The following is a 22,365-nucleotide window of genomic DNA, read 5'->3' on the forward strand; positions in this document are numbered from 1 at the left end:
AAACGGTTCGTATCGTATGTCAAATCTGTGAGAATCATGATCCATGACTACATCTGCCAACACCGCCCCGCAGGCATCGGAAGCCACCCGCGGTCGCCCGCGTAACCAACAGACCCACGGGGCGATCCTGGAGGCCGCACGAGCGCTCTTGAGGAGAGAGGGGGAAACCCGCTTTTCCATAGAGCAGGTGGCAGGTGCGGCTGGCGTGTCCAAGGCGTCGATCTACCGGCGCTGGCCCACCAAGGGCGCCTTGCTGGTCGATCTCTATATGGAGGGCTTCTCCGAAGGGGTCAGGCAGGACGCCCGTTCGCTTCGAGCGGAGTTCAAGCGCTACCTGTTGGCCACCGTTGAACGATTGAAGGACCCACTCTGGCGGCGAATCTTGTGCTCGCTGATGGCGGAGGGCCAGTACGACACGGTCACCGCGGAACTGTTGCGAGAAAGAGTCGTTGGGCCGAGACGCCAAGCGGGTCTCGCCCTGCTCCAACGAGCGGTCGAGACCAAGCAGATCCCGAACAATCTGGACCATGATCTGGTCCTGGATCTGTTGTTTGGGCCCCTTTGGTACCGTGTGCTTTTTGCGCACGCACCCCTAGATGCTGATTTTGTGGACAGGTTGCTCAAGCAAATAGAGCCGATACTTTTTCCAGTGAAAGCTGCCCAGATCGGCGCGGCAAGATCCAAGGAAAGTTCTGCCAGACGAACGACTGAACTCCCACCGGCGCAGGGTGAAAACCAGCCCGCAAAACCCAGAAAACCGTGACCTGCCGGATGAAACGGGCGGCCACCCCAAAGGCCATCCCCTGTAGGTACACCTGACGACGATGGTGGACTTTGTCAACCAAGACATGCGCCAATCGGCGCAGCAGCATCTGGCACCAGGAGGCGCTGCGCGCCTCAGCGCAAATGCTTCGCGAACTTTCCGGCGAACGCCTGCGTGATGCTCAGGCCGCGTTGGCCCGGCTCCAGAACGGCTTGCTGGCCTGCCGCCAGCGTGCCCGCCTGCTCCACCGCCAGGTAGTAGCCGCAGCAGCCCGCCAACGCCATGGCCCGGCCCGCCTGGGCGAACCCCATCACCGCGTCGAACTTGTAGCAGGGCTCGCGCGGCGCCGTCACGCGCAGCACGCAATCGGGAAAGTGCAGGCGGTCGCCCACGAACACCTCGTGCTCCAGCAGGCCGTCCACCGTGAGGTTCTCGCCCAGAAAGCCCGGCGGCAATGTTCCGTCCAGCGGGCTGATGCCCCGCTCGCGCCGCTGGGTCTGCCAGAAGGCGTAGTGCAACGCCGGGTAGGCATACACGGCCTTGTCGAGGCCACCGTGCACGCTCAGGTCGGCCTGCTCGTCACCGGCCAGGCCCAGCGGGCCCACGGCGACAGGGCCGGGTGTGGCGGATTTTCCGATGGCGGTGAGAATGCGGCGCTCGCCGATGCGCACGGGCTGGGCCGTGCCCACATTCACGCTGTGCAGTTGCAGTGTCCGGTCCATGGGCTGCGCCGCTAGAGGGGATGCTCGGTGTAGAAGCGTCCACCGTGGTAGAGCAGGGGCGACAGGCCTTCCTGGTGCTGGCAGCGCTCGACCTCGCCGACAAAAATCACATGGTCGCCTTCGTCGTAGCGGCTGCGGTTGAAGCACTCGAACGTGGCCACGACGCCCGCCAGCAAAGGCGCGCCGCTGATGCCCGGGTGGTGCTCCACACCGGCAAAACGGTCGATCCCGCGGGCGGCAAAGCGCTCGGCCAGGGCTCTCTGGCCGGCTGCCAGCACATTGACGGCGTAGTGGGAGCCGTGGGCAAAGGCCGGCATCGAGGCGGCGGCGCGTGACAGGCTCCACAGCACCAGGGGCGGCTCCAGCGACACCGAATTGAACGAATTGGCGGTCAGGCCGATGAACTCGCCCGCTGCATTGCGGGCCGTCACGATGGTCACCCCGGTCGCGAACATGCCCAGCGCATCGCGAAACTCGCGCGCAGAAAAACTCGGCGGGCGGGCCAGGGCGGGTGGTTGCGGGGAACTGTTCACAAAAACGGGGGCGCGGGGCCGTGGGGATGGGGAGGACTATTATGGTGTGGCGCCCCCGGCCGCGCAGGCGTGGGGCTCTTTTTCGGAACACCGCATGGCACGCTTACCCACTTACATCACCCTGGGCGCAGGCCCCACCGTGCTCATGCTGCACGATGCCGATGGCGGCTACCTCACGTTTGCGCCCCAGGTGGAGCGGCTGGTCACCGCCGGCTACCGGGCCGTGGCGTGGGACATGCCGGGTTATGGCCACAGCGCACCCATTGAGCCGTACACCTTCAAGGGCCTGGCGCAAGGTTGCCTGGCGCTGGTGGCGGCGCTGCAGTGCGGGCCGGTCACGCTGGTGGGCCATGGGCTGGGTGCCATGGTGGCGGCCGAGGTGGCCTTGCGCCAGCCCGCGCTGGTGCGGCGGCTGGTGCTGTGTGCGGGTGGCCCCGGCCTGGATGCCGAGGCCGTGCGCCGTTGGGTGAGCCCCCGCCTGCAGGCCCTGGAGGCGGTGGACGGCGGCCAGTCGATGGAGCGGCTGGCCCAGGCCCTCGTGCCCCGGTTCATCGGCAGCGGGGCCTTGCCCGAGGGCGTGCGGCTGGCGGGCCATGCGCTGTCGCAGGTGTACCCGGCGACCTACCGGCGGGCGCTGCAGCTGCTGGCCGTATTTGAACGCGATGCCACGGCCTTCATGCGCCTGGGCATGCCCACCTTGCTGCTGGGTGGCGCCATGGACCCCTGCACGCCGCCCGCCGCGCTGCAGGCCCTGGCCCATGTGCTGCCCGATGCGCGCCACCAGAGCCTGGCGCATGTCGGCCACTGGCCGCAGCTCGAAGACCCCGACGGATTCGATGCTGCGCTGCTCGACTTTCTGGCCGAGCAGCGCCGGCTGCACTGAACTGAGGGCTTTCAGGCAGCGACGGCGGCGCGCCGGGGCGCCGCGGCTTCGGTGCCCAGAAAGCCGAAGTCCATGGCGGGCTGTGCGCCGCTGATCAGTTCTGCCAGGGCCTTGCCCGAGCCCGCGCCATGCGTCCAGCCCAGGGTGCCATGGCCGGCATTCACCCACAGCTTGCCCAGGCGCGTGCGGCCGATGAACGGGATGTTGGTGGGGGTGGCCGGGCGCAGGCCGGTCCAGTACTGCGGGTTCCCGCCCTGCTCGGGTGTGCGGGTGTCGCACACGCCGGGCAGGATCTCCTCGATGCGGCGCGACAGCATGTGGCAGCGCGCCCGGGCCACGGGGCTGTCGAGCGACAGGTCGAACCCGCCCAGCTCAATGGTGCCGGCCACGCGCAGCACATCGCCCAGGCGGCTCATGGCGAGCTTCTTGCCGTCGTCGATGGTCGAGACCATGGGCGCGCCCTCGGGCCGCAGCAGCGGGAAGGTGGCGCTGTAGCCCTTGCCGGGGTAGATCGGCAGATCCACACCCACGGTGCGCAGCAGCGGCGCACTGTAGGAGCCGCAGGCCACCACGATGGCGTCGCCCTTCAACAGATAATCTTTCTTGCCGCCAATGCCCGATTGGCGATCGATGACAGCTACTGAATCAATGGCATTGCCAATCTTGTTCAGTCGCAGCACATCGTGGCCATACAAGAACTTGGCGCCGCGCTCGGCGCAGCGGCGGGCCAGTTGCTGCGTGAACATGCGCGCGTCGCCGCTTTCGTCGGTGCTGGTGTAGGTGCCACCGGTGATGCGGTCGCCGTAGGCCTGGAAGGCCGGCTCGATCTGCAGCAGCTCGTTGCGGCTGACCAGGCGGCGCTGCACACCGAACTGGCGCATCACCTCGACGGCGTGGCCTGCTTCGTCCAAGGATTTCTGGTCGGAATAGAAATGCGCAATGCCGCGTTCGAGCCGGTGGTACTCGATGCCGGTGCCGCGCACCACGTCCTTCAGCGCCGCATGGCTGTAGGCGCCCAGGGCCACGATCTGCTGCACATTGCGTTCAAAAGCGCGGTCGTTGCACTGGGCGAGAAACTTCAGGCACCAGCGCCACTGTTCCCAGTCGAGCTGGGGCCGAAACAGCAGGGGTGCCTCCTTGTCGAACATCCACTTGAGCGCCTTCCATGGTGCTGCACGGTTGGCCCAGGGCTCGCAGTAGCTCACCGAGATCTGCGCCGCATTGGCGAAGCTGGTTTCCAGCGCGGCGTCGGGCTGGCGATCGACCACGGTCACTTCATGTCCGCGCTCCAGCAGATGCCAGGCGGTGCTGATGCCGATGATGCCGGCGCCAAGAACGATGGTTTTCATGGGGCGCAGTGTGCGCGACATTGCGTTGCTCTAAAAGCAAAATTAAACTTACTCCAAAAACATCAGCGCATCTAATAAAGTGCGCTGCGGAGTGGCCCATTTTTGCGCGAGTTGAAGACCATGAGTACCTACGATCCCGCCGCCCTGGAATGCCTTGCCGCCATCGTGGAAGAGGGCGGTTTCGAGCGTGCCGCCCAGCGGCTGAACGTGACACAGTCGGCGGTTTCGCAGCGCCTGCGCGCGCTGGAGGCGCAGGTGGGCTCAGTGCTCATCGTGCGCAGCCGGCCGCTGCGGCCGACCTCGGCGGGGCAGCTGCTGCTCAAGCACACCAAGCAGATGCGCCTGCTGCGGGCCGATCTGGAGCGCGATCTGCAGGAGCTCGCCCCCAGTGCGCCCGGTGGCACGCGCGAGGATGAGCGCATTTCGATTGCTATCAACGCCGACAGCATTGCCACCTGGGCGATGGGCGCGCTGCATGATCTGGTGCGCCAGCGCCTGCCGCTGGAAATCATCGTGGACGACCAGGATTTCACCCAGGAATGGTTGCGCTCCGGCCAGGTGCTGGGCTGTGTCACCACGCTCAAGCAGGCGCTGCGCGGCTGCAAGATGGTGCCGCTCGGGGCCATGCCCTATGTGGCGGTGGCTTCGGCGGCGTTTGCCCGGAAGTACTTGCCGCAAGGGCTGACACCGCACAATTTTCGTGAGGTGTCGTTTCTGTCGTTCAACCGCAAGGACGACATGGCCTCGGAGTTCGTGGCGCGCGCATTCGGGCTCAAGCGGGTGGCGCTCAACCACCTTTTCGTGCCCAGCGCGGAGGGCCAGATGCGGGCGGTGGCCGCAGGCTGGGCGGTGGGCGTGGTGCCAGAGTTGCTGGCACGGGATGCCTTGGCAGACGGCTCGATGGTGGAGCTGGCTCCGGGGTGCGCCTTGCCCATCCAGCTGTACTGGCATTGCTGGAACCTGGAGTCGGAATTGCTTGACGCCCTGACGGCAGCCCTGACCCACGCTGCGGCCGAGGCACTGGTGCCCTGAGAGCCTGTTTACGATCTCGCAGGGGATCGCGTTGGAGCGCAATCGGGAGGAGTGGATGCTTCGGATGCGCCGCATGGGCTGGTGCCCATGCCAGCAGCCGGGGCGTGCAATCGCCCGATTTCGCTCCAACCCTTGGGGCAGTGGTCTTTGCGGGCGGTCTGCGGCGTTGCGGCGCTTGCCAATAGCCAAGCTATTGGCTGCGCACCGCGCCTTGCATCCCCTCCCGCAAAGGCCACTGCGCGACCCCTGGGAGATCGTAAACAGGCTCTGAGACCGCACGGGTTTTCTCCAGCGAAGCGCGGCATGCGGTGCGCGCGTCTGGTTTTATTGCAAAAATAAACGATGTGGTTGCAATGCAACTGCCAAAGTCTTTTTTTGGACCGGTGCGTATAAGATGGCGGCATGCAAACGCCGAAAACCAAGGTTTCCTTCAAGGAACAGATGCACCAGGCGCGCGAAGACGCCATCTTGGAGGCCACCTGCCGCCTGCTGGGTGAAAAGTCTTTCGACGCGATGACGATGGACGATGTCGCCAATGCCGTGGGCATCGCCAAGGCCAGCCTTTACAAACACTTCGCCAGCAAGGAAGACCTGTGCTGCGCCGCCATGGTCCAGATACTGGGGCGTGTGCGTGCCTACCTGGACACCCTGCCCGCGGAGATGCCGCCGCAGGACAAGCTGCAGGATCTGGTGCGCTGGTCGCTGGAGCGGCTGATCACCAACGAAATGCCGCTGCTACCCAGCCGCAATTCCAGCCTGCGGGCGGTGCTCATGGCCAGCAAGCAGTATCTGGACGGGCTGGTGGCGGTGAGCGACCAGATTGGCCAATGGATCACCGAGGCGCAGGCGCAAGGCCTCATCAACCCTGCGTTGCCGCCGCTGGTGGTGCTGTACACCCTGTTTGCCCGCGCATGCGACCCCGTGGTGGGGTTTCTCAAGGAAGGCGGCCAGTATTCGGACGCGGAAATCGTCGACCTGGTGGTACGCACCTGTTTTGATGGACTGGCGGCGCGTCAGGGGGCCATATAACCCCTGGGTGTTCGACGGATGTCGACCCACCCCTGCCGAACGGCCCCTCGTGGGCCGTTCGGCCTGGTTTCTGAGCAGTGGCACTCGCTTCACGGGGAATATCGTCCCGTGATGTGCCACCTTCGTGGCTTCTTCGACCGCTACCCGAACCCCGCCACACCGGAAGTGGCGGCTCCACGAGCGTGCCATGTCATGCGGTGGGATGGATCGCCGAGAGCGGAGCATCCAGGCGCAAGGCCGATATGTCGCCCATGCGCGCCCACGTGAGCCGGCCGGGCCTTTTGGAACCTGGTGGTCTATGGGGCGAAAAAAAGCCCTGCCGGGGCAGGGCTGGGATGGCGGCAACGCGGCTTCAGCGCACGATCAGCAAGGGCACCTTGCTGTGGGCCAGCACCTGGGTGGTGACCGAGCCCATCACCAGCGTGGCGATGGCGCCGTGGCCATGCGAGCCCATGACCAGCAGATCGAACTTGCCGGTGTCAGCCACTTTGGCGATGGTCTCGCCCACGGAGCCCACCTTGAAGCTGCGCTTGGCATCCACGCCATGGCGGCCCAGAAACTTGCACACGGGAGCGAGGATCTTTTCGGCCTCTTCGGCGTGGTACGTGTCAACGACTTCCTTGCCCAGAGCAGCGCGTGCGCGTGCGGGCAGGGGGGCCTGCACGGTCAGCACGGTGTACTGGTGGGTACCGCCCAGCAACTCTTCATGGGTGGCCAGGTAGGCGAGCATTTTCTTGGTGTAGGCGCTGCCGTCGACAGCAAGCAGGATGTTCATGGTGTGTTCTCCGGAATGGGTGGTTCAGGCTAATCGGCGCGCGTTGTTGTTGTCTTGAGCTGTGTCAGGTTTTCTCGTGCGCACGGAAAGTTTGTCAGCCTGTGCCCATCATACGGAAATACAGCACTGCGCCTGGAACATGGCCTGTTCCCCCTTGCGTGCATAACCCAGCGGGTTGGCCACCACGCGGCATTGCCAGGCCGCTCCCTGTGCGTCGGTGCCCGTCACCGTGTAGTCGCTGGGGGCATGCAGATGCCCATGCAGCCACAGCCGGGCCAGGGGCAGCAGATCGTCCAGGGCATTGCAGAAACCGGCGGTGCCGGGCACCAGCCCATAGCGTGGGTCAGCGCTGCGCAGGCTGGGTGCGAAATGGGTGACTGCTACCGTGGGTCCGGCGTGCGGCTGGGCCAGTGCGGCGCGCAACCACTGCTGGCAGTGCAGCGCCTGGGCGCGCACCGGCTCTGCCAGAAAGGGCTCGCCGTGGCGTGTCCCGTCGGTCTTGCGCAGATAAAAGTTGGCGGCGCGAAAGGCCTTGTCGCGCTGCTTCAGGCGCCGCGCGAGGTCGGTGCTGCCTTCGTGGTCGGCCAGGGCATCGAAGTCGCTCCAGAGCGTGGTGCCGACAAAGCGCACACCGTCCAGCACCAGGGTCTCGCGTTCCAGCCAGGCGATGCCCAGCCGGTCGCAGACCGCGCGCAGCCGGGCATGGGCCGCGTCGAAGTCCTGCGCGTCGTACTCATGGTTTCCGGGCACAAACAGCACGGGAGTGGGCCAGCCGGCAAACTGCGGCAACGGAGAAAAACGCTCCAGACCGAAGGCCTGGTCGGTGAGCTGTCCGCCCTGCTGGTACGAGCCGATGTCGCCGGCCAACACCAGCACATCCGCTGCCGCGGCGGGCTCGGGTGCGAAATGGGGATGCGCCTCCAGGTGCAGGTCGGACAACAGCTGTATCTTCATGGAGCGTCAGTTGATGGCGGGGCTGCCCGCCGGTTGGGGAAAGGTGCGCCGGGCGGCGCGTGCCAGTGCCTGCAGCAACCAGTTGATGGCCGTCTGTTGCGGACCGCGCCGGCGCCACAGCGCATCCACATGCACCGCCGGCAATTCCAGCGGCAGGGGGCGCAGCACCAGCGCCTCGGCGATGCCGGTCACCGGCACAAAGTGGCGTGGCAGCACGGTGAGCAGGTCGGAACTGGCCACCACCCGCCCCGCAGTGAAGAACTGGTTGACGGTGAGCACCACGCGCCGCTCGCGACCCAGCGACGCCAGGGCTTCATCGATGAAACCAAACGGGCGCCCGGAAAAGCTCACCAGCATGTGGCGCGCGGCGCAAAACTGGTCCAGCGTCAGCGGTGCAACGGCCAGCGGATGGCCCTGGCGCATCACGCACACATATTCGCCGTCGTAGATGCGGCGGCTGTCAAAGGCCACCACGCCCCCCGACTGTGCCCGCGCCGTCAGGTCGGCCAGCACGGCTGGAAAGTAGCCCACGGCCATGTCGGCGGATTCTTCTTCGAGGAGGCGGCGGGGGTCGCGCGTGGTGAGCGGCACCACCCGCACCGAAATGCCGGGGGCCTCGCGCTCCATGATCTCCACCAGGCCTGGCACCAGCGTGGCGGCTGTGGCGTCGGACAGGGCCAGCACAAAGGTGGAGGTGGCCGTGGCGGGCTCGAACAGGCCGGGCGCCAGGGATTCCTGCAACTGCGCAAGGGCCTCGCGCACCGTGGGCCACAGCGCCAGCGCGCGGGGTGTGGGCTCCACCCCGTGGCCGCTGCGCACCACGAGATCGTCGCCAAGCACATCGCGCAGGCGGCGCATGGCATTGCTGACGGCCGGTTGCGTGAGCGACAGCTTGTGCGCGGCCCGGGTCAGGCTGCGCTCGGCCATCACCTCGTCGAAAACGCGCAGCAGGTTCAGATCGAGGGAGCGAAAGTTGACGGGCGGGAGACGGTCCATATATCAATCATATGAATGAATTGAATTCATAATATAAAGTTGAATAAACAAAGGGTAAACCCTAATATTCTTCCATCGCCCGGCAATCTCGCCAAAAGCGTTTGAAAGGGATCTTGAAATGACCAGTTTTGCACACGTGGATTACTCCACACAGCACCTCGGTGTGGCCCGGGCAGAGAATGCCATCGTGGCGTTGAAAAATGTGGCTGCAGGTTTTGACGGCGCACGGGGCGCCGCCTCCATGCTGCTGGCTGCGGTGGTTGCAGCGCTGCTCGTGGTGGCCAATCAGGTGATCGACACCTGGGGCGACGGCCATCTGCTGGCCGCCTGGATCGTGTTGTGGGTGGTGGCATTTGCCGCCATCGCCCTGCTGGCCACGCCGGCCCGCCGCGCTTCGGTGGGGCTGCGCACTGGCTACAAGGCCTGGGTGGAAAGCCGTCGCCAGTCTGCCGAAGACCAGCGTACCTGGAGTGCCGCCCTGCAGGATGCCCGCATGATGGCGGACCTGAGCCGTGCCATGAGCGCTGCCGCCACCAGCCAGCAGCACTTGCGCAAGCACTGCTGAGCACTGCTCGAACTCCCTGCGCCCCCGGCATGGGCGGTGGGCGCAACATCCAAGCCGTGGCACAGCCCACGGCTTTTTTGCTGGGCACCTGCAGCCGGTCCGGCAGCCCACGAATGAAAAAGCCGCCGCGCCCTGGTAAGGGACGGGCGGCTTCAGCGCATGGCATTCGCGCCACAGGGGGAGCGATGCTCCCTGCGCAGCGCGGCGCGCGCGTCAGACTTCCGCGAGGCGCTTTGCGATGGCGGCGCGCGTTTCCAGCAGTTCCTTGGGCAGGTGATAGGCCAGTTGCTCGAAATGCGCATCATGCAGCTGGAGTTCGTCCACCCAGGCGGCCTTGTCGATGTGGGTCACGGTCTGGAACTGCTGGGCACTGAAGTCCAGGCCGGTCCAGTTGATCTCGGCGTACTGCGGCGCAATGCCGAACATCGTGTCCTGGCCCTTGGCCTGGCCCTCGATGCGGTCAATCATCCACTTGAGCACGCGCATGTTCTCGCCGTAGCCGGGCCAGACGAACTTGCCATCTTCGCCCTTGCGGAACCAGTTGACGCAGAAGATCTTGGGCAGCGTGTGGCCCGTGGCTTCGAGCTTGTGTTCCATGTCCAGCCAGTGCTGGAAGTAGTCGCTCATGTTGTAGCCGCAGAACGGCAGCATGGCGAACGGGTCGCGCCGCACCACGCCCTGTGCGCCGAAGGCGGCGGCGGTGGTCTCGGAGCCCATGGTGGCGGCCATGTACACGCCTTCCATCCAGGTGCGGGCCTCGGTCACCAGCGGCACGGTGGTCGAGCGGCGGCCACCGAAGATGAAGGCATCGATGGCCACGCCATTGGCGTCGTCCCATTGGGGGTCGAGCGCCGGGTTGTTGGTGGCGGCCACGGTGAAGCGCGAATTGGGGTGGGCGGCCTTGGCGCCGGTCTGCTTGCCGATTTCGGGCGTCCAGTCCTTGCCCTGCCAGTCAATCAGGTGGGCCGGGATGCCGCCACCGTCCTTTTCCATGCCTTCCCACCACACGTCGCCATCGTCGGTCAGGGCCACGTTGGTGAAGATCACGTCCTTGTCCAGCGAGCGCATGCAGTTCGGGTTGGTGTGCATGTTGGTGCCGGGGGCCACGCCGAAGTAACCGGCTTCGGGGTTGATGGCGTACATCTTGCCGTCGGCATGGGGCTTGATCCAGGCGATGTCGTCACCGATGGTGGTGACCTTCCAGCCCGCAAAACCGGCCTCTGGGGGTACCAGCATGGAGAAGTTGGTCTTGCCGCAGGCACTGGGGAAGGCGGCGGCCACGTGGTACTTCTTGCCCTGGGGGTTGGTCACGCCCAGGATCAGCATGTGCTCGGCCAGCCAGCCCTGGTCGCGGCCCATGGTGGAGGCGATGCGCAGTGCCAGGCACTTCTTGCCCAGCAGCGCGTTGCCGCCGTAGCCCGAACCGTAAGACCAGATCTCGCGCGTTTCGGGGTAGTGGACGATGTACTTGACCTTGGGGTTGCAGGGCCAGGAGGTGGTGTCCTTCTCGCCAGCCGCCAGTGGTGCGCCCACGGTGTGCATGCAGGGCACATACTCGCCGTCCACGCCCAGCACGTCGTACACGGCCTTGCCCATGCGGGTCATCAGGCGCTGGTTCACGGCCACGTAGGCGCTGTCGGTCAGCTCCACGCCGATATGGGCGATGTGGCTGCCCAGGGGGCCCATGCTGAAGGGCACCACGTACATGGTGCGGCCCTTCATGCAGCCGTCGAACAGCGGCTGCAGCGTGGCGCGCATTTCGACCGGGGCCATCCAGTTGTTGGTCGGGCCGGCGTCTTCCTTCTTTTCGGAGCAGATGTAGGTGCGGTCTTCCACGCGGGCCACGTCCGACGGGTCGGAGCAGGCCAGGAAGCTGCCGGGGCGCTTGGCCGGGTTGAGCTTCTTGAAGGTGCCGGCATCGACCAGCTGCTGGCACAGGCGGTCGTACTCTTCCTTGGAACCGTCGCACCAGTAGATGGAATCGGGCTTGCACAGGACGGCCATGTCGGCCACCCAGGCCAGCAGGCGGGCGTTCTTGACGTAAGCGGGGGCGTTGAGATTCAGGCCCTGCATCGTGGGTGCGTTCATCGGGGAGCTTCCTAAGTTGAAAAACAGTTTTTTCAAAGGAAGCGGACCTGGTGGATCGCGGCGAGGCCTGGCGCAGTTGCGGATGCTGAGCGCTGCCTTTGAAAAAACGGCTGAGGTGCTCAGTCGGCGGGCGGGTGCATGGTGAATCCCCACGGGGTGGAGGCTATGCCACGGAATCCGCGGGTCGGCTGGGATGACGATTCTATGAATCTGCAGCCGATTTGTCTGTCAGCCACGGGCCAAAATCATGCAAAAAAAGCATGAGGTTATGCGTGAATGTGGCTCGGATGGCCGCGAGTTCACGTCTGCGAGGCCTGCCAGCGCTCATACCCGGCCTTGCGCAGGGCGCAGGCCGGGCAGGCGCCGCAGCCGTAGCCCCAGGCGTGGCGCGTGTCGCGCACACCGTGGTAGCAGGTGTGGGATTGCTCCAGAATGATGTCCACCAGTGCCTGCCCGCCCAGGGTGCGGGCCAGTTGCCAGGTGTCGGCCTTGTCCAGCCACATCAGCGGCGTCTCGAAGGTGAAGCGCTGTCCCATGCCCAGCGACACGGCCACCTGCAGGGCCTTCAGGGTGTCGTCGCGGCAATCCGGGTAGCCCGAGAAATCGGTCTCGCACATGCCGCCCACCAGCGTGTGCAGTCCGCGCCGGTAGCCCACGGCGGCGGCGAGCTGGAAGAACAGCAGGTTGCGCCCCGGCACGAAGGTGTTGGGCAGGCCAGCGGCATCCATCACGATTTCCGTCTCGCGCGTCAGTGCCGTGTCGCTGATCTGGCCCAGCACGGACAGATCGATCATGTGGTCTTCGCCCAGCCGTTCGCGCCACTGCGGAAAACCTGTGCGCAGGGCGGCCAGCACCGCGTGGCGCGCCTGCAGTTCCACCTGGTGGCGCTGGCCGTAGTCGAAGCCGATGGTTTCGACATGGGCGAAATGCTCCAGCGCCCAGGCCAGGCAGGTGGTGGAGTCCTGTCCGCCAGAGAAAAGTACGAGGGCGTGTCCGGATCGCATGGGCGGCATCTTTCGGCAAGGGGGCGTAAAAAAACCCCGCGCTGCGGGGTTCGTGGCGGATGCGGCGTGTGCCTCAGGCCATGTTCACGGCAATGAAGGCCAGCAGAAAAATCATGATGGCGCCTACCACGGGCAACACCACGGGAATCAGCGGGACAACATTTTCCACGGCGTCGGCCGAGTGCGCTTCGGGGGCGTGCGAGGTGTTGTGGTCAGACATGGCAAGAACTCCAAAGGGCGTAGAACTGCTGCGATTCTAGCTGCAGCGCCGAAGATCGCGGTGTCCACGGCGTCGCGTCACATCAGCGCGGCTTCCATGCCGGCCGCGCGCAACGCCTCCAGCACCTGGGCCACATGGGGCTGGCCGCGGGTCTGCAGCACCAGCTCGATCTCCACGTTCTGCGCGGCCAGCATGGTGAAGGCCCGCTGGTGGTGCACCTCCTCGATGTTGGCGCCTGCGTCCGCCACGGTGGCGGTGATGCGCGCCAGCACGCCTGGAATGTCGCGCGCACTGACCTTGATGCGCGCCAGCCTTCCAGAGCGCACCATGCCACGCTCGATGATGGCGGCCAGCAGCAGCGGGTCGATGTTGCCGCCGCACAGCACCAGCCCCACCTTCTTGCCGGCAAAGCGCTCGGGGTGGCGCAGCAGCGCGGCCAGGCCGGCTGCGCCCGCACCTTCCACCAGGGTCTTCTCGATTTCCAGCAGCATCAGCACGGCCTGCTCGATGTCGCCCTCGTCCACCAGCACCAGGTCGTCCACCAGGCGCTTGACGACTTCCTGGGTGAGGGTGCCGGGTGTGCCCACGGCAATGCCCTCGGCGATGGTGGAGGTGCCCTGCGGGTGGTGCGTGCCCTTGATGGCATTGACCATGGCCGGAAAGCGCGCGGTCTGCACGCCGATGATCTCGATGTCCGGGCGCAGCGCCTTGGCGGCGGTGGCCACGCCGGCGATCAGCCCGCCGCCGCCCACGGCAATGACCAGGGTGTCGAGATCGGGCACGGCCTGCAGCATTTCCAGCGCGAGCGTGCCCTGGCCGGCGGCCACGGCTTCGTCATCGTAGGGGTGCACGAACACCAGCCCCTCGGTGTCGGCAAGATGGTAGGCATGGGCGCGCGCCTCTTCCAGCGTGTCGCCGTGCAGCACCACCTCGGCGCCAAAGCCGCGCGTGCGCTCCACCTTCACGCCGGGCGTGAAGCGCGGCATGACGATCACGGCGCGCAAGCCCATGCGCTGCGCGTGGTAGGCCACGCCCTGCGCATGGTTGCCCGCGCTCATGGCCACGACGCCGCGCGCGCGCTCGGCCGGGGTGAGCAGCGTGAGCTTGTTGCAGGCGCCGCGCTCCTTGAAGGAAGCGGTGAACTGCAGGTTCTCGAACTTCAGGAAAACCTGGGCGCCGACGATGTCCGACAGCGTGCGCGATTCAACGCACGGTGTGTCGAGCACCTGGCCCTGCAGCCGGGTGGCCGCATCGCGAATGTCTTGAATGGAAAGCATGGCCGCCATTGTGGGGGCAGCAGCACGCGCCGGGAAAGCGCTCCATGTGGTGCAGTGATGAAATTTCATCCATAGCTGCCAGCGCTGATGCATAAAACGGTTGCCGCCGATTGTTCCCACGCGCATCCCGGAGCACTTGCGCTGGCGTCGCTGCAAGCGCCTGCGGAGAATGGGGCCTCAGGCCGGAAAAGCGCGCGCCAGTACCGCGGCCACGTCCACCGCCCGGGTGTCGATGGCCCCCACCACCCGGCCCGCGCCTGCGCTGCCCAGCCGTGTGGCCATGAAACCATCGGCCACCGCTGCCGGCGCATGGCGGCGCAGCAGGCAGGCCTGGGCCACCAGCACCAGGCGCTGCACCAGCACGCGGCCCAGGGCTTCGCGCTGTTCGGGCGGCGTGGCCAGCAGGCTGCGCAGCGCCTGCAGCTCGGCCTGCAAAAGCGGCTCGCCCGCAGCGGCTGCCGCCAGTTCGGCCAGCAAGGCCATGGCGGCCTCGGGCGCGCGGCCGATGGCGCGCAGCACATCCAGGCACATCACGTTGCCCGAGCCCTCCCAGATGGAGTTGACCGGCGCCTCGCGGAACAGGCGGGCCATCACGCTGCTGTCCACATAGCCGTTGCCGCCAAACACTTCCATGGCTTCGCCGGTCAGCTCCACCGCGCGCTTGCAGACCCAGAACTTGGCGGCGGGCGTCATCACGCGCTTCCAGGCGCGCTGCACGGGGCTGTCGTCACGCTCGAAGGCCTCGGCCAGCCGCATGGCCAGCACCAGCGCGGCCTCGCTTTCCAGCGCCAGGTCGGCCAGCACAGCGCGCATCAGTGGCTGCTCGGCCAGGCGCCTGCCAAAGGCCTGGCGCTGGCGGGCGTAGGCCAGGGCCTGCACGGTGGCCTGGCGCAGGATGGCGGCGCTGCCCAGAACGCAGTTCAGCCGGGTGGTGGTGGCCATCTCGATGATGGTGGGGATGCCGCGTCCTTCCTCGCCCATCAGGATGCCCCAGGCATCCTCGAACTCGACCTCGCTGCTTGCATTGCTGCGGTTGCCAACCTTGTCCTTGAGGCGCTGCACGATCACCGCGTTCTTGCTGCCGTCAGGCCGCCAGCGCGGCACGAAGAAGCAGGCATGGCCGCCCTCGGCCGTGCGTGCCACCACCAGGTGCGCATCGCACATGGGCGCCGAGAAAAACCATTTGTGGCCGCGCAGCAGGTATTCGCCACCGCGCCCGCCTGCGCCGGTACCCGAACGCAACGGCGTGGCCAGCGTGGTGTTGGCGCGCACATCCGAGCCGCCCTGCTTTTCGGTCATGCCCATGCCCAGCCAGATCGCGCGTTTCTGCGCCAGCGGCACATCGCGCGCGTCGTAGTCGTTGCTGAACAGCGGGGCCTGCAGCTGCGCCCACAGCGCAGGCTCTTTCTGCAGCACCGGAATGCTCGCCGTGGTCATGGTGGCCGGGCACAGCGTGCCCTGCTCCACCTGGCCATGCAGATAAAAACCCGCCGCCCAGGCGGCCCAGCGGCCGGGCTGTGCGTCGCGGAACGGCAGGGCGACCAGGCCTTGCCCGCGGTACAAGGCCATGAGTGCGTGCCAGCTCGGGTGGAACTCCACGCTGTCGATGCGCCGCCCGCGCGGGTCAAAGCCGTGCAGCGCGGGTGTGTGGCGGTTCGCCGCCTCGGCCAGGCGCCAGGTTTCCTGCGCGCCCAGCTGCTGGCCGTAGGCCAACAGCTGCGGCCGCGCCCAGAGCGCGCCCGCACGCTCCAGCGCTTCGCCCAGGGCCGCGTCAGTGCCGAGCAGGTTGAAATCGGCCAGTTCGTCGAACTGGTTGAAAACCTCGTGCGTGCTCCTGGCGGTCATGTGTGGGCCTCTTTCGTCTCCCTTCGGGCGGCCACCATGATGTCCGGAAAAAAATGGCCAGGCAAGGTGCACGGGGGCGTGCGGGGCGTGTGCGGAATATGGTGATGGTTCTTGGGTTGCACACCACGCACTTCAGCGCAACACCCTGCAATGGCCGAACTCGCAGCGGATCGCCAGCGCATCGCCGTTGGCGCAGGCCACGCTGTAGGTCTCGAACCCCGGGCCCTTGGCCGCCAGCGCGGCCAGCGGCTGTTCACTGCACGATTGGCTGCGCGCCAGGCGCTCGGCGCTGAAGGCGTCGGTGCCGACCCGGCGGGGCGGTGCCTGTGCGGGCGTGGGCGCGGGGCGCCATGGCCCCGGTCGGGGTGCGGCCACCATCGATCCGTGCCCCCGGGCCGCCATGCAGGCGGCCTCGGTGCGCTGGCGCCGCTCCAGCGCCTGCAGCCCCTGCGTTGCGCCCAGCACGCCGCCCACGGCGGCCCAGTCGCGCACCGTGTCGTGCCCGTAGCCCAGGCCCCACACCAGCGCAGCCGTCACCAGCGCGCCCTGCACCAGGCCGTCCAGCGTTTCGGCCACTACGCCCACCTGGGCGGCGTGCTGCCTGCAATCGTCCAGGTCGGTGCCGTAGCGGGCGCTGGCACTGTCGTCGGGCGCCAGCCGGGCCGTCCGGTCTGAACCCTGTGTGGCGCAGCCCGCGAGCACCAGGGCCACGAGGCCGGCGCACAGTCCTGGCCGCAGCGCTGGCAGGTGGTTTCTGCCGCGCCTTGGTCGTGGACCCCGGTCCGTTGGAGCGGTGATGGCGGCCGGGGTGCCGGGGCGGTGCGAGGTGGTCATGTCGTAGGTCAACGCCAGGGCTGAGTGGCAGTGGTTGCATCCAGAGGTCGTGCCAAGGAGCCAGTATGTACCAGCGCCCGCGCGACTCCATCGCGCAGCCGACCGGCCATGGCCACGGGCTGCAGACGGTCTTGCTCCAGGCGCAGCACGCGACGGTTCCGCGGCGGTGGAACGCGCTTTTTTATGGTTCTGACCACCCCCACTGTTTGTGCTTCATCAAACTATAGGTAGTGTTTGATGGGTATCGTACACACCATAGGTAGTGTTTTAACCCCCCTTGACGGATTGTGAGAACCCATGGCCTCCACCCTTGTCACCTTGCCCCGTGAAGTCGTTTTGCGCAGCGGGCAGCGCGTTCCTTTTGACGCGGAACGCATCCGTGCCGCACTCGCCAGCGCCGGGCAGGCTGCGGGCGAATATGGCGCCGAAGAGGCTGCACTGCTCACCGCGCAGGTCACCAAGGTGCTGATCCACCGATTCCATGGCGAGGCGCCCACGGTGGAGCAGATCCAGGACGTGGCCGAGCAGACCCTCATCGCCGCCAACCACTTGGCCACGGCGCGCGCCTACATCGTCTACCGCGAGCAGCACGCCACCTTGCGCGCTGACAGGCAGACGCTGGTGGATGTGGAAAGCTCCATCAACGAATACCTCACCCGCGCCGACTGGCGCGTGAACGCCAACGCCAACCAGGGCTATTCGCTCGGCGGCCTGATCCTCAACGTGGCGGGCAAGGTCACGGCCAACTACTGGCTCTCGCATGTCTACACGCCCGAGATTGGCGCGGCGCATCGTGAGGGCGATCTCCACATCCACGACCTCGACATGCTCAGCGGCTACTGCGCGGGCTGGTCGCTGCGCACGCTGCTCCATGAAGGGCTCAACGGCGTGCCGGGCAAGGTCGAAGCCGGGCCGCCCAGGCACATGTCGTCCGCCGTAGGGCAGATCGTCAACTTTCTGGGCACGCTGCAGAACGAATGGGCGGGTGCGCAGGCGTTCTCGTCCTTCGATACCTACATGGCGCCCTATGTGCGCGCCGATGCCATGGACTACGCTGCTGTGCGCCAGTGCATCCAGGAGCTGGTCTACAACCTCAACGTGCCTTCGCGCTGGGGCACGCAGACGCCGTTCACCAACCTCACCTTCGACTGGATCTGCCCCGACGATCTGCGCGAGCAGGTGCCGGTGATTGCGGGCAAGGAGATGCCGTTCAGCTATGGCGAGCTGCAGGCGGAGATGGACCTCATCAACCGCGCTTACATCGACGTCATGACCACGGGCGACGCCAAGGGCCGCGTGTTCACCTTTCCCATCCCCACGTACAACATCACCAAGGACTTTCCGTGGGAGAGCGAGAACGCGCAGCTGCTGTTCGAGATGACGGCCAAGTACGGCCTGCCGTACTTCCAGAACTTCATCAATTCCGAGCTGGAGCCGAACATGGTGCGCTCCATGTGCTGCCGCCTGCAGCTCGACCTGCGCGAATTGCTCAAGCGCGGCAACGGCCTGTTCGGCAGCGCCGAGCAGACGGGCAGCCTGGGCGTGGTCACCATCAACTGCGCGCGTCTCGGCTACCTGCACGCAGGCGACGAGACGGCATTGTTCGCCGCGCTCGACCGCCTTCTGGACCTGGGCAAGCAAAGCCTGGAGACCAAGCGCAAGCTCATCCAGCGCCTCATGGACCAGGGCCTGTTCCCCTACACCAAACGCTACCTGGGCACGCTGCGCAACCACTTCTCCACCCTGGGCGTGAACGGCATCAACGAGATGGTGCGCAACTTCACGGGTGACGCGCACGACATCACCAGCGAGCGCGGCCACGCGCTGGCGGTGCGCCTGCTCGACCATGTGCGCGCGCGCATGACCGCCTTCCAGGAAGAAACCGGACACCTCTACAACCTGGAAGCCACGCCGGCCGAAGGCACCACCTACCGCTTCGCCAAGGAAGACAAGAAACGCTGGCCCGCCATCGTGCAGGCCGGCACCGAAGATCGGCCTTATTACACGAACTCATCGCAGTTGCCCGTGGGCTGGACGGACGACCCGTTCGAGGCCCTGGCACGCCAGGAAGTGCTGCAGTCCAAATACACCGGCGGCACCGTGCTGCACCTGTACATGGGCGAGCGCTTGTCGAGCGGCGCTGCCTGCCGCGACCTGGTCAAGCGCTCGCTCACGCGCTTTCGCCTGCCCTACATCACCATCACGCCCACGTTTTCGATCTGCCCCACGCACGGTTACCTGGCGGGCGAGCACCCGTTCTGCCCGACGTGCGACGAAGAGCGGCTGGCAGCCAAGCGCGCGGCACTGGCTGCTTGAGCCGCATGTTTGTTGGCCAATATTGGAGTCAGATAGGTCGCTCGCGCTCTTCCATCCAGCGCAAGAAGCTACCTGTTTGATCGTGAATCAGCAGGGCGGGGTAGACCCAGGTCCCTCCCTTGCCCTGTTGCCCCAGGGCGGCGCAGCACCCGCTGCGGCACGCTCTTTTTCAACCCCCAGGAGCACATACCCATGAGCCACTTTTCTGCCACCGAACACGCCGCCATCGCTGACATCCAGCTCACCGACGCCGAGCGCCAGCCCTGCGAGGTCTGGACCCGCGTCATGGGCTACCACCGCCCCGTGTCCAGCTTCAACGTGGGCAAACAGGGCGAGCACCAGGAGCGCCAGTTTTTCGCTGAATCGGCCTGTGGCCGCTGACCAGGCCACTCCCGGCACCATCGCGCCCATGCCGATCCCTGTCGGGCTGCCCACGCGGGCAGACGCAACGGCGGCACAGCCTTTGCGCGTGGGCGGCCTCACTCCGCTCACCACCATCGACTTCCCCGGCCGGCTCGCAGCGGTGGTGTATTGCCAGGGCTGCCCCTGGCGCTGCAGCTATTGCCACAACCCCGGACTGCTCGACGCCACGGTGCCCGCGGCCGTGCCGTGGCCGCAGGTGCTGGCGTTTCTCGAAACCCGCCGGGGCTTGCTCGATGGGGTCGTCTTTTCGGGGGGCGAACCGACCCTGCAGGCCGCATTGCCCGCTGCGCTGGCCGAGGTCCGGGCCATGGGCTTTCAAACCGCGCTGCACACGGGCGGCATGTACCCCGAGCGCCTCGCCGCCGTGCTGCCGCTGCTCGACTGGGTGGGGCTGGATATCAAGGGGCCCCTGAACGCCAGCGGTGCCTTCGACGCCATCACCCGCACCCCTGGCAGTGGTGCCAGAACGTTCGATGCCTTGCGCCGCCTGCTGGCCAGCGGCGTGGCCTGCGAATGCCGCACAACGTGGCACGCGGGGCTGTTTGGCGTGGAGGCCTTGCTTGAGCTGGCCGACACGCTGGCCGGGGAGGGCGTGGCGCATTGGGTGCTGCAGGAGTGCCGCGCGCCGGGGGCAGCGGCCTGGGGGTTGACGGCGCAGCAGGCCGCACGGCTGGGCGAGCGGTTTGCATCGTTTGCTGTGCGACGGGGGTGACGGTTGCAGGCGTTCCGTTCATGCCGCTGGGCATCGATCTGCGCGCAGTGCATGGCGCCCGCCGCGTCCCGATCCTCACTGCCCGCAAATCCTCAGCACCTCGGTCCCATACGCCTCCAGCTTCTTCGCACCCATGCCACTGATGCCTTGCAGGTCTTCGAGCGTGGCCGGGTTGCGTTCGGCAATGGCCGCCAGCGTGGCGTCGTGGAAGATCACATAGGCCGGCAGGTTGTGCTCGCGCGCCACCTCGGCGCGCCAGGCCTTGAGGTTGATGAAGCGCACCTGTGCATCCGGCCCCAGGTTGGCGGCTGCGGCGGGCGGGGCGCTGCCTTTGCGGCTGCGTTTGGCAGGGGGCGATGACACGGATTCGCGCAGCTGCACCGGCACCTCGCCCTTGAGCACGGCGCGCGAGCCTGCGGTAAGGCCCAGGGTGTCGAAGCTGTGGCCGCTCTCCAGCATGACTTTGTGCAGGCCCACGGCACCGGTGGCCAGCAGCTGGCGCAGCACGCCGCGCAGCTGTGCTTCGGAATAGTCCTTGCCCACGCCAAAGGTCGAGAGCTTGTCGTGGCCGAACTGCTGGACCTTCTCCGTGTCCTTGCCACGCACGATGTCCATGATGTGGCCGGTGCCGAAGGTCAGGCCGCTGGCCTGTTGCACGCGGTAGATGGTGGACAGCAGCTTGCGTGCCGCGTCCGTGCCGTCCCACACGGCGGGGGGGCTGATGCAGTTGTCGCAGTTGCCGCAGGGCGTGGAAGCTTCGCCAAAGTACGCCAGCAGCCGGACGCGCCGGCAGTCGGTGGCCTCGGCCAGCGCGAGCAGCGCATCGAGCTTGCCGCGCAGCGCCTGCTTGAACTCCTCGCCCGCCGGGCTTTCGTCGATCATGCGGCGCTGGTTGACCACGTCGTTCAGGCCATAGGCCATCCAGGCGTCGGCGTTCAGGCCATCGCGGCCCGCGCGGCCGGTCTCCTGGTAGTAGCCCTCGATGTTCTTGGGCATGTCCACATGGGCCACAAAGCGCACGTCGGGCTTGTCGATGCCCATGCCGAACGCAATGGTGGCCACCATCACGATGCCTTCCTCGCGCAAAAACCGGTCCTGGTTCTTCTGGCGCACCTTGGTATCGAGGCCCGCGTGGTAGGGCAGGGCGGTGTGGCCCGCGTCGCTCAGCGTGGCGGCCAGTTCTTCCACGCGCTTGCGCGACTGGCAGTACACCACGCCGGCCTCGCCCGCGTGCTCGCGTTCGATGAAGCGCAGCAGCTGCGTGGTCGCGTCCTTCTTCTCTTCTATGCGATAGCGGATGTTGGGCCGGTCAAAGCTGCTGATGAAGAGGCGCGCGTCTTCCAGCTGCAGCCGCTCGATGATGTCGGCGCGCGTCAGGTCGTCGGCCGTGGCCGTGAGCGCAATGCGCGGCACGCCCGCATAGCGCTCGTGCAGCACGCTGAGCGCGCGGTACTCGGGGCGGAAGTCGTGGCCCCATTGGCTGACGCAATGCGCCTCGTCAATCGCAAACAGCGAGAGGTGCCCGCCCTGGTACAGGCTGTCGAGCAGGCCCAGGAAACGCGGCGTGTTCAGCCGCTCGGGTGCGGCATACAGCAGCGTGATGTCGCCGGTCTGCAGGCGCAGCTCCACGTCCTGCGCCTCGTCAAAACTCAGTGTGGAGTTGAGAAATGCGGCAGAAACCCCCGCCTCGTGCAGCGCGCCCACCTGGTCGTGCATCAGCGCGATCAGCGGCGAGACCACGATGGTCACCCCGCGCCCCTGCTGCTGGCGCACGATGGCCGGCACCTGGTAGCACAGGCTCTTGCCGCCCCCCGTGGGCATCAGCACCAGCGCGTCGCTGCCGGCGATCACATGCTCGACGATGGCCTGCTGGGGACCGCGGAATTGTTCGTAGCCAAAGACGTCGTTGAGGACGGTGTGGGCGGGCGAGGCGGGAAGGGACGGACGGAGGGACAACGGAAACTCTGAATTTGATAGCTGGTAGCGCTTTTCCATCAAGCGCTGGAGGCCAATTTTTGCCTGAAACTGCGGGGCAAAACCTGCGC

The 22,365-nt window shown here is 66.6% G+C and carries 21 protein-coding genes; 8 read left to right on the forward strand and 13 right to left on the reverse strand.

What is annotated here, in order from left to right:
* The first annotated feature begins 43 nt into the window (after nt 1–43).
* Nucleotides 44–763: a TetR/AcrR family transcriptional regulator gene (locus AC1Q5S_RS04800; protein ID WP_492238415.1), complete on the forward strand. Its 720-nt coding sequence runs from the start codon at nt 44–46 to the stop codon at nt 761–763.
* A gap of 134 nt (nt 764–897) precedes the next feature.
* On the opposite strand, the gene AC1Q5S_RS04805 is transcribed toward AC1Q5S_RS04800, so the two are convergent.
* Together AC1Q5S_RS04805 and AC1Q5S_RS04810 are read right to left on the reverse strand one after the other, a co-directional pair.
* The gene (locus tag AC1Q5S_RS04805; protein WP_492238416.1) at nt 898–1,485 is read right to left on the reverse strand and encodes an MOSC domain-containing protein; all 588 of its coding nucleotides are present in this window, start codon (nt 1,483–1,485) and stop codon (nt 898–900) included.
* Between the two features lie 11 nt (nt 1,486–1,496).
* Nucleotides 1,497–1,940: a flavin reductase family protein gene (locus AC1Q5S_RS04810; RefSeq protein WP_303834244.1), complete on the reverse strand. Its 444-nt coding sequence runs from the start codon at nt 1,938–1,940 to the stop codon at nt 1,497–1,499.
* Nucleotides 1,941–2,112: 172 nt separating this feature from the next.
* On the opposite strand from AC1Q5S_RS04810, the gene AC1Q5S_RS04815 reads away from it, so the two are divergent.
* Complete coding sequence (locus tag AC1Q5S_RS04815) at nt 2,113–2,901, forward strand: alpha/beta fold hydrolase (RefSeq protein ID WP_492238417.1); 789 nt, start codon at nt 2,113–2,115, stop codon at nt 2,899–2,901.
* An 11-nt stretch (nt 2,902–2,912) separates the two neighbouring features.
* On the opposite strand, the gene AC1Q5S_RS04820 is transcribed toward AC1Q5S_RS04815, so the two are convergent.
* Entirely contained in the window at nt 2,913–4,250 is a 1,338-nt protein-coding gene (locus AC1Q5S_RS04820; protein ID WP_303834218.1) for a D-amino acid dehydrogenase, read from the reverse strand.
* Between the two features lie 120 nt (nt 4,251–4,370).
* Here AC1Q5S_RS04820 and AC1Q5S_RS04825 point away from each other — a divergent pair, with 120 nt between their 5' ends.
* Together AC1Q5S_RS04825 and AC1Q5S_RS04830 are read left to right on the forward strand one after the other, a co-directional pair.
* A complete protein-coding gene (locus tag AC1Q5S_RS04825) occupies nt 4,371–5,282 on the forward strand; it encodes a LysR family transcriptional regulator ArgP (RefSeq protein WP_303834220.1) in 912 nt (303 codons plus the stop codon).
* A gap of 402 nt (nt 5,283–5,684) precedes the next feature.
* On the forward strand, nt 5,685–6,311 hold the full coding sequence (locus AC1Q5S_RS04830; RefSeq protein WP_303832809.1) for a TetR/AcrR family transcriptional regulator: 627 nt from the start codon (nt 5,685–5,687) through the stop codon (nt 6,309–6,311).
* Between the two features lie 352 nt (nt 6,312–6,663).
* Here AC1Q5S_RS04830 and AC1Q5S_RS04835 read toward each other — a convergent pair whose 3' ends face one another.
* The 3 genes from AC1Q5S_RS04835 to AC1Q5S_RS04845 form a co-directional block, all read right to left on the reverse strand.
* Complete coding sequence (locus AC1Q5S_RS04835) at nt 6,664–7,086, reverse strand: universal stress protein (protein ID WP_492238418.1); 423 nt, start codon at nt 7,084–7,086, stop codon at nt 6,664–6,666.
* Between the two features lie 108 nt (nt 7,087–7,194).
* Entirely contained in the window at nt 7,195–8,040 is an 846-nt protein-coding gene (locus tag AC1Q5S_RS04840) for a metallophosphoesterase (RefSeq protein ID WP_303832807.1), read from the reverse strand.
* 6 nt (nt 8,041–8,046) lie between these two features.
* Entirely contained in the window at nt 8,047–9,036 is a 990-nt protein-coding gene (locus tag AC1Q5S_RS04845; RefSeq protein WP_303832806.1) for a LysR family transcriptional regulator, read from the reverse strand.
* 118 nt (nt 9,037–9,154) lie between these two features.
* On the opposite strand from AC1Q5S_RS04845, the gene AC1Q5S_RS04850 reads away from it, so the two are divergent.
* Entirely contained in the window at nt 9,155–9,601 is a 447-nt protein-coding gene (locus tag AC1Q5S_RS04850; RefSeq protein WP_303832805.1) for a hypothetical protein, read from the forward strand.
* Nucleotides 9,602–9,814: 213 nt separating this feature from the next.
* On the opposite strand, the gene AC1Q5S_RS04855 is transcribed toward AC1Q5S_RS04850, so the two are convergent.
* From AC1Q5S_RS04855 to AC1Q5S_RS04880, 6 genes are all read right to left on the reverse strand, one after another.
* Nucleotides 9,815–11,689: a phosphoenolpyruvate carboxykinase (GTP) gene (locus AC1Q5S_RS04855; protein WP_492238419.1), complete on the reverse strand. Its 1,875-nt coding sequence runs from the start codon at nt 11,687–11,689 to the stop codon at nt 9,815–9,817.
* Nucleotides 11,690–11,988: 299 nt separating this feature from the next.
* The gene (gene queC / locus AC1Q5S_RS04860; RefSeq protein WP_303832803.1) at nt 11,989–12,693 is read right to left on the reverse strand and encodes a 7-cyano-7-deazaguanine synthase QueC; all 705 of its coding nucleotides are present in this window, start codon (nt 12,691–12,693) and stop codon (nt 11,989–11,991) included.
* A gap of 73 nt (nt 12,694–12,766) precedes the next feature.
* On the reverse strand, nt 12,767–12,913 hold the full coding sequence (locus tag AC1Q5S_RS04865; protein WP_167544060.1) for a hypothetical protein: 147 nt from the start codon (nt 12,911–12,913) through the stop codon (nt 12,767–12,769).
* A 77-nt stretch (nt 12,914–12,990) separates the two neighbouring features.
* Nucleotides 12,991–14,190 (reverse strand): threonine ammonia-lyase, encoded by a 1,200-nt coding sequence (locus AC1Q5S_RS04870; protein WP_303832801.1) that lies wholly within the window; start codon nt 14,188–14,190, stop codon nt 12,991–12,993.
* A gap of 177 nt (nt 14,191–14,367) precedes the next feature.
* Complete coding sequence (locus AC1Q5S_RS04875) at nt 14,368–16,035, reverse strand: acyl-CoA dehydrogenase family protein (protein ID WP_492238420.1); 1,668 nt, start codon at nt 16,033–16,035, stop codon at nt 14,368–14,370.
* Nucleotides 16,036–16,167: 132 nt separating this feature from the next.
* Nucleotides 16,168–16,869 (reverse strand): glycine zipper family protein, encoded by a 702-nt coding sequence (locus tag AC1Q5S_RS04880; protein ID WP_492238421.1) that lies wholly within the window; start codon nt 16,867–16,869, stop codon nt 16,168–16,170.
* Between the two features lie 297 nt (nt 16,870–17,166).
* Here AC1Q5S_RS04880 and AC1Q5S_RS04885 point away from each other — a divergent pair, with 297 nt between their 5' ends.
* The 3 genes from AC1Q5S_RS04885 to AC1Q5S_RS04895 all read left to right on the forward strand — a co-directional run bounded on the left by AC1Q5S_RS04885 (nt 17,167) and on the right by AC1Q5S_RS04895 (nt 20,320).
* Nucleotides 17,167–19,185 carry a ribonucleoside triphosphate reductase gene (locus AC1Q5S_RS04885; protein ID WP_303832798.1) on the forward strand — a complete coding sequence of 673 codons (2,019 nt, stop codon included), beginning with the start codon at nt 17,167–17,169 and terminating at the stop codon, nt 19,183–19,185.
* A 192-nt stretch (nt 19,186–19,377) separates the two neighbouring features.
* On the forward strand, nt 19,378–19,566 hold the full coding sequence (gene nrdD / locus AC1Q5S_RS04890; protein ID WP_422203470.1) for an anaerobic ribonucleoside-triphosphate reductase: 189 nt from the start codon (nt 19,378–19,380) through the stop codon (nt 19,564–19,566).
* A 28-nt stretch (nt 19,567–19,594) separates the two neighbouring features.
* On the forward strand, nt 19,595–20,320 hold the full coding sequence (locus tag AC1Q5S_RS04895) for an anaerobic ribonucleoside-triphosphate reductase activating protein (RefSeq protein WP_422203468.1): 726 nt from the start codon (nt 19,595–19,597) through the stop codon (nt 20,318–20,320).
* 75 nt (nt 20,321–20,395) lie between these two features.
* On the opposite strand, the gene recQ is transcribed toward AC1Q5S_RS04895, so the two are convergent.
* Nucleotides 20,396–22,276, reverse strand: a complete 1,881-nt coding sequence (gene recQ, locus AC1Q5S_RS04900; RefSeq protein ID WP_303832796.1) for a DNA helicase RecQ — start codon at nt 22,274–22,276, stop codon at nt 20,396–20,398.
* Nucleotides 22,277–22,365 lie beyond the last annotated feature (89 nt).

The organism is Acidovorax sp. GW835-FHT14B10 (assembly GCF_058793725.1).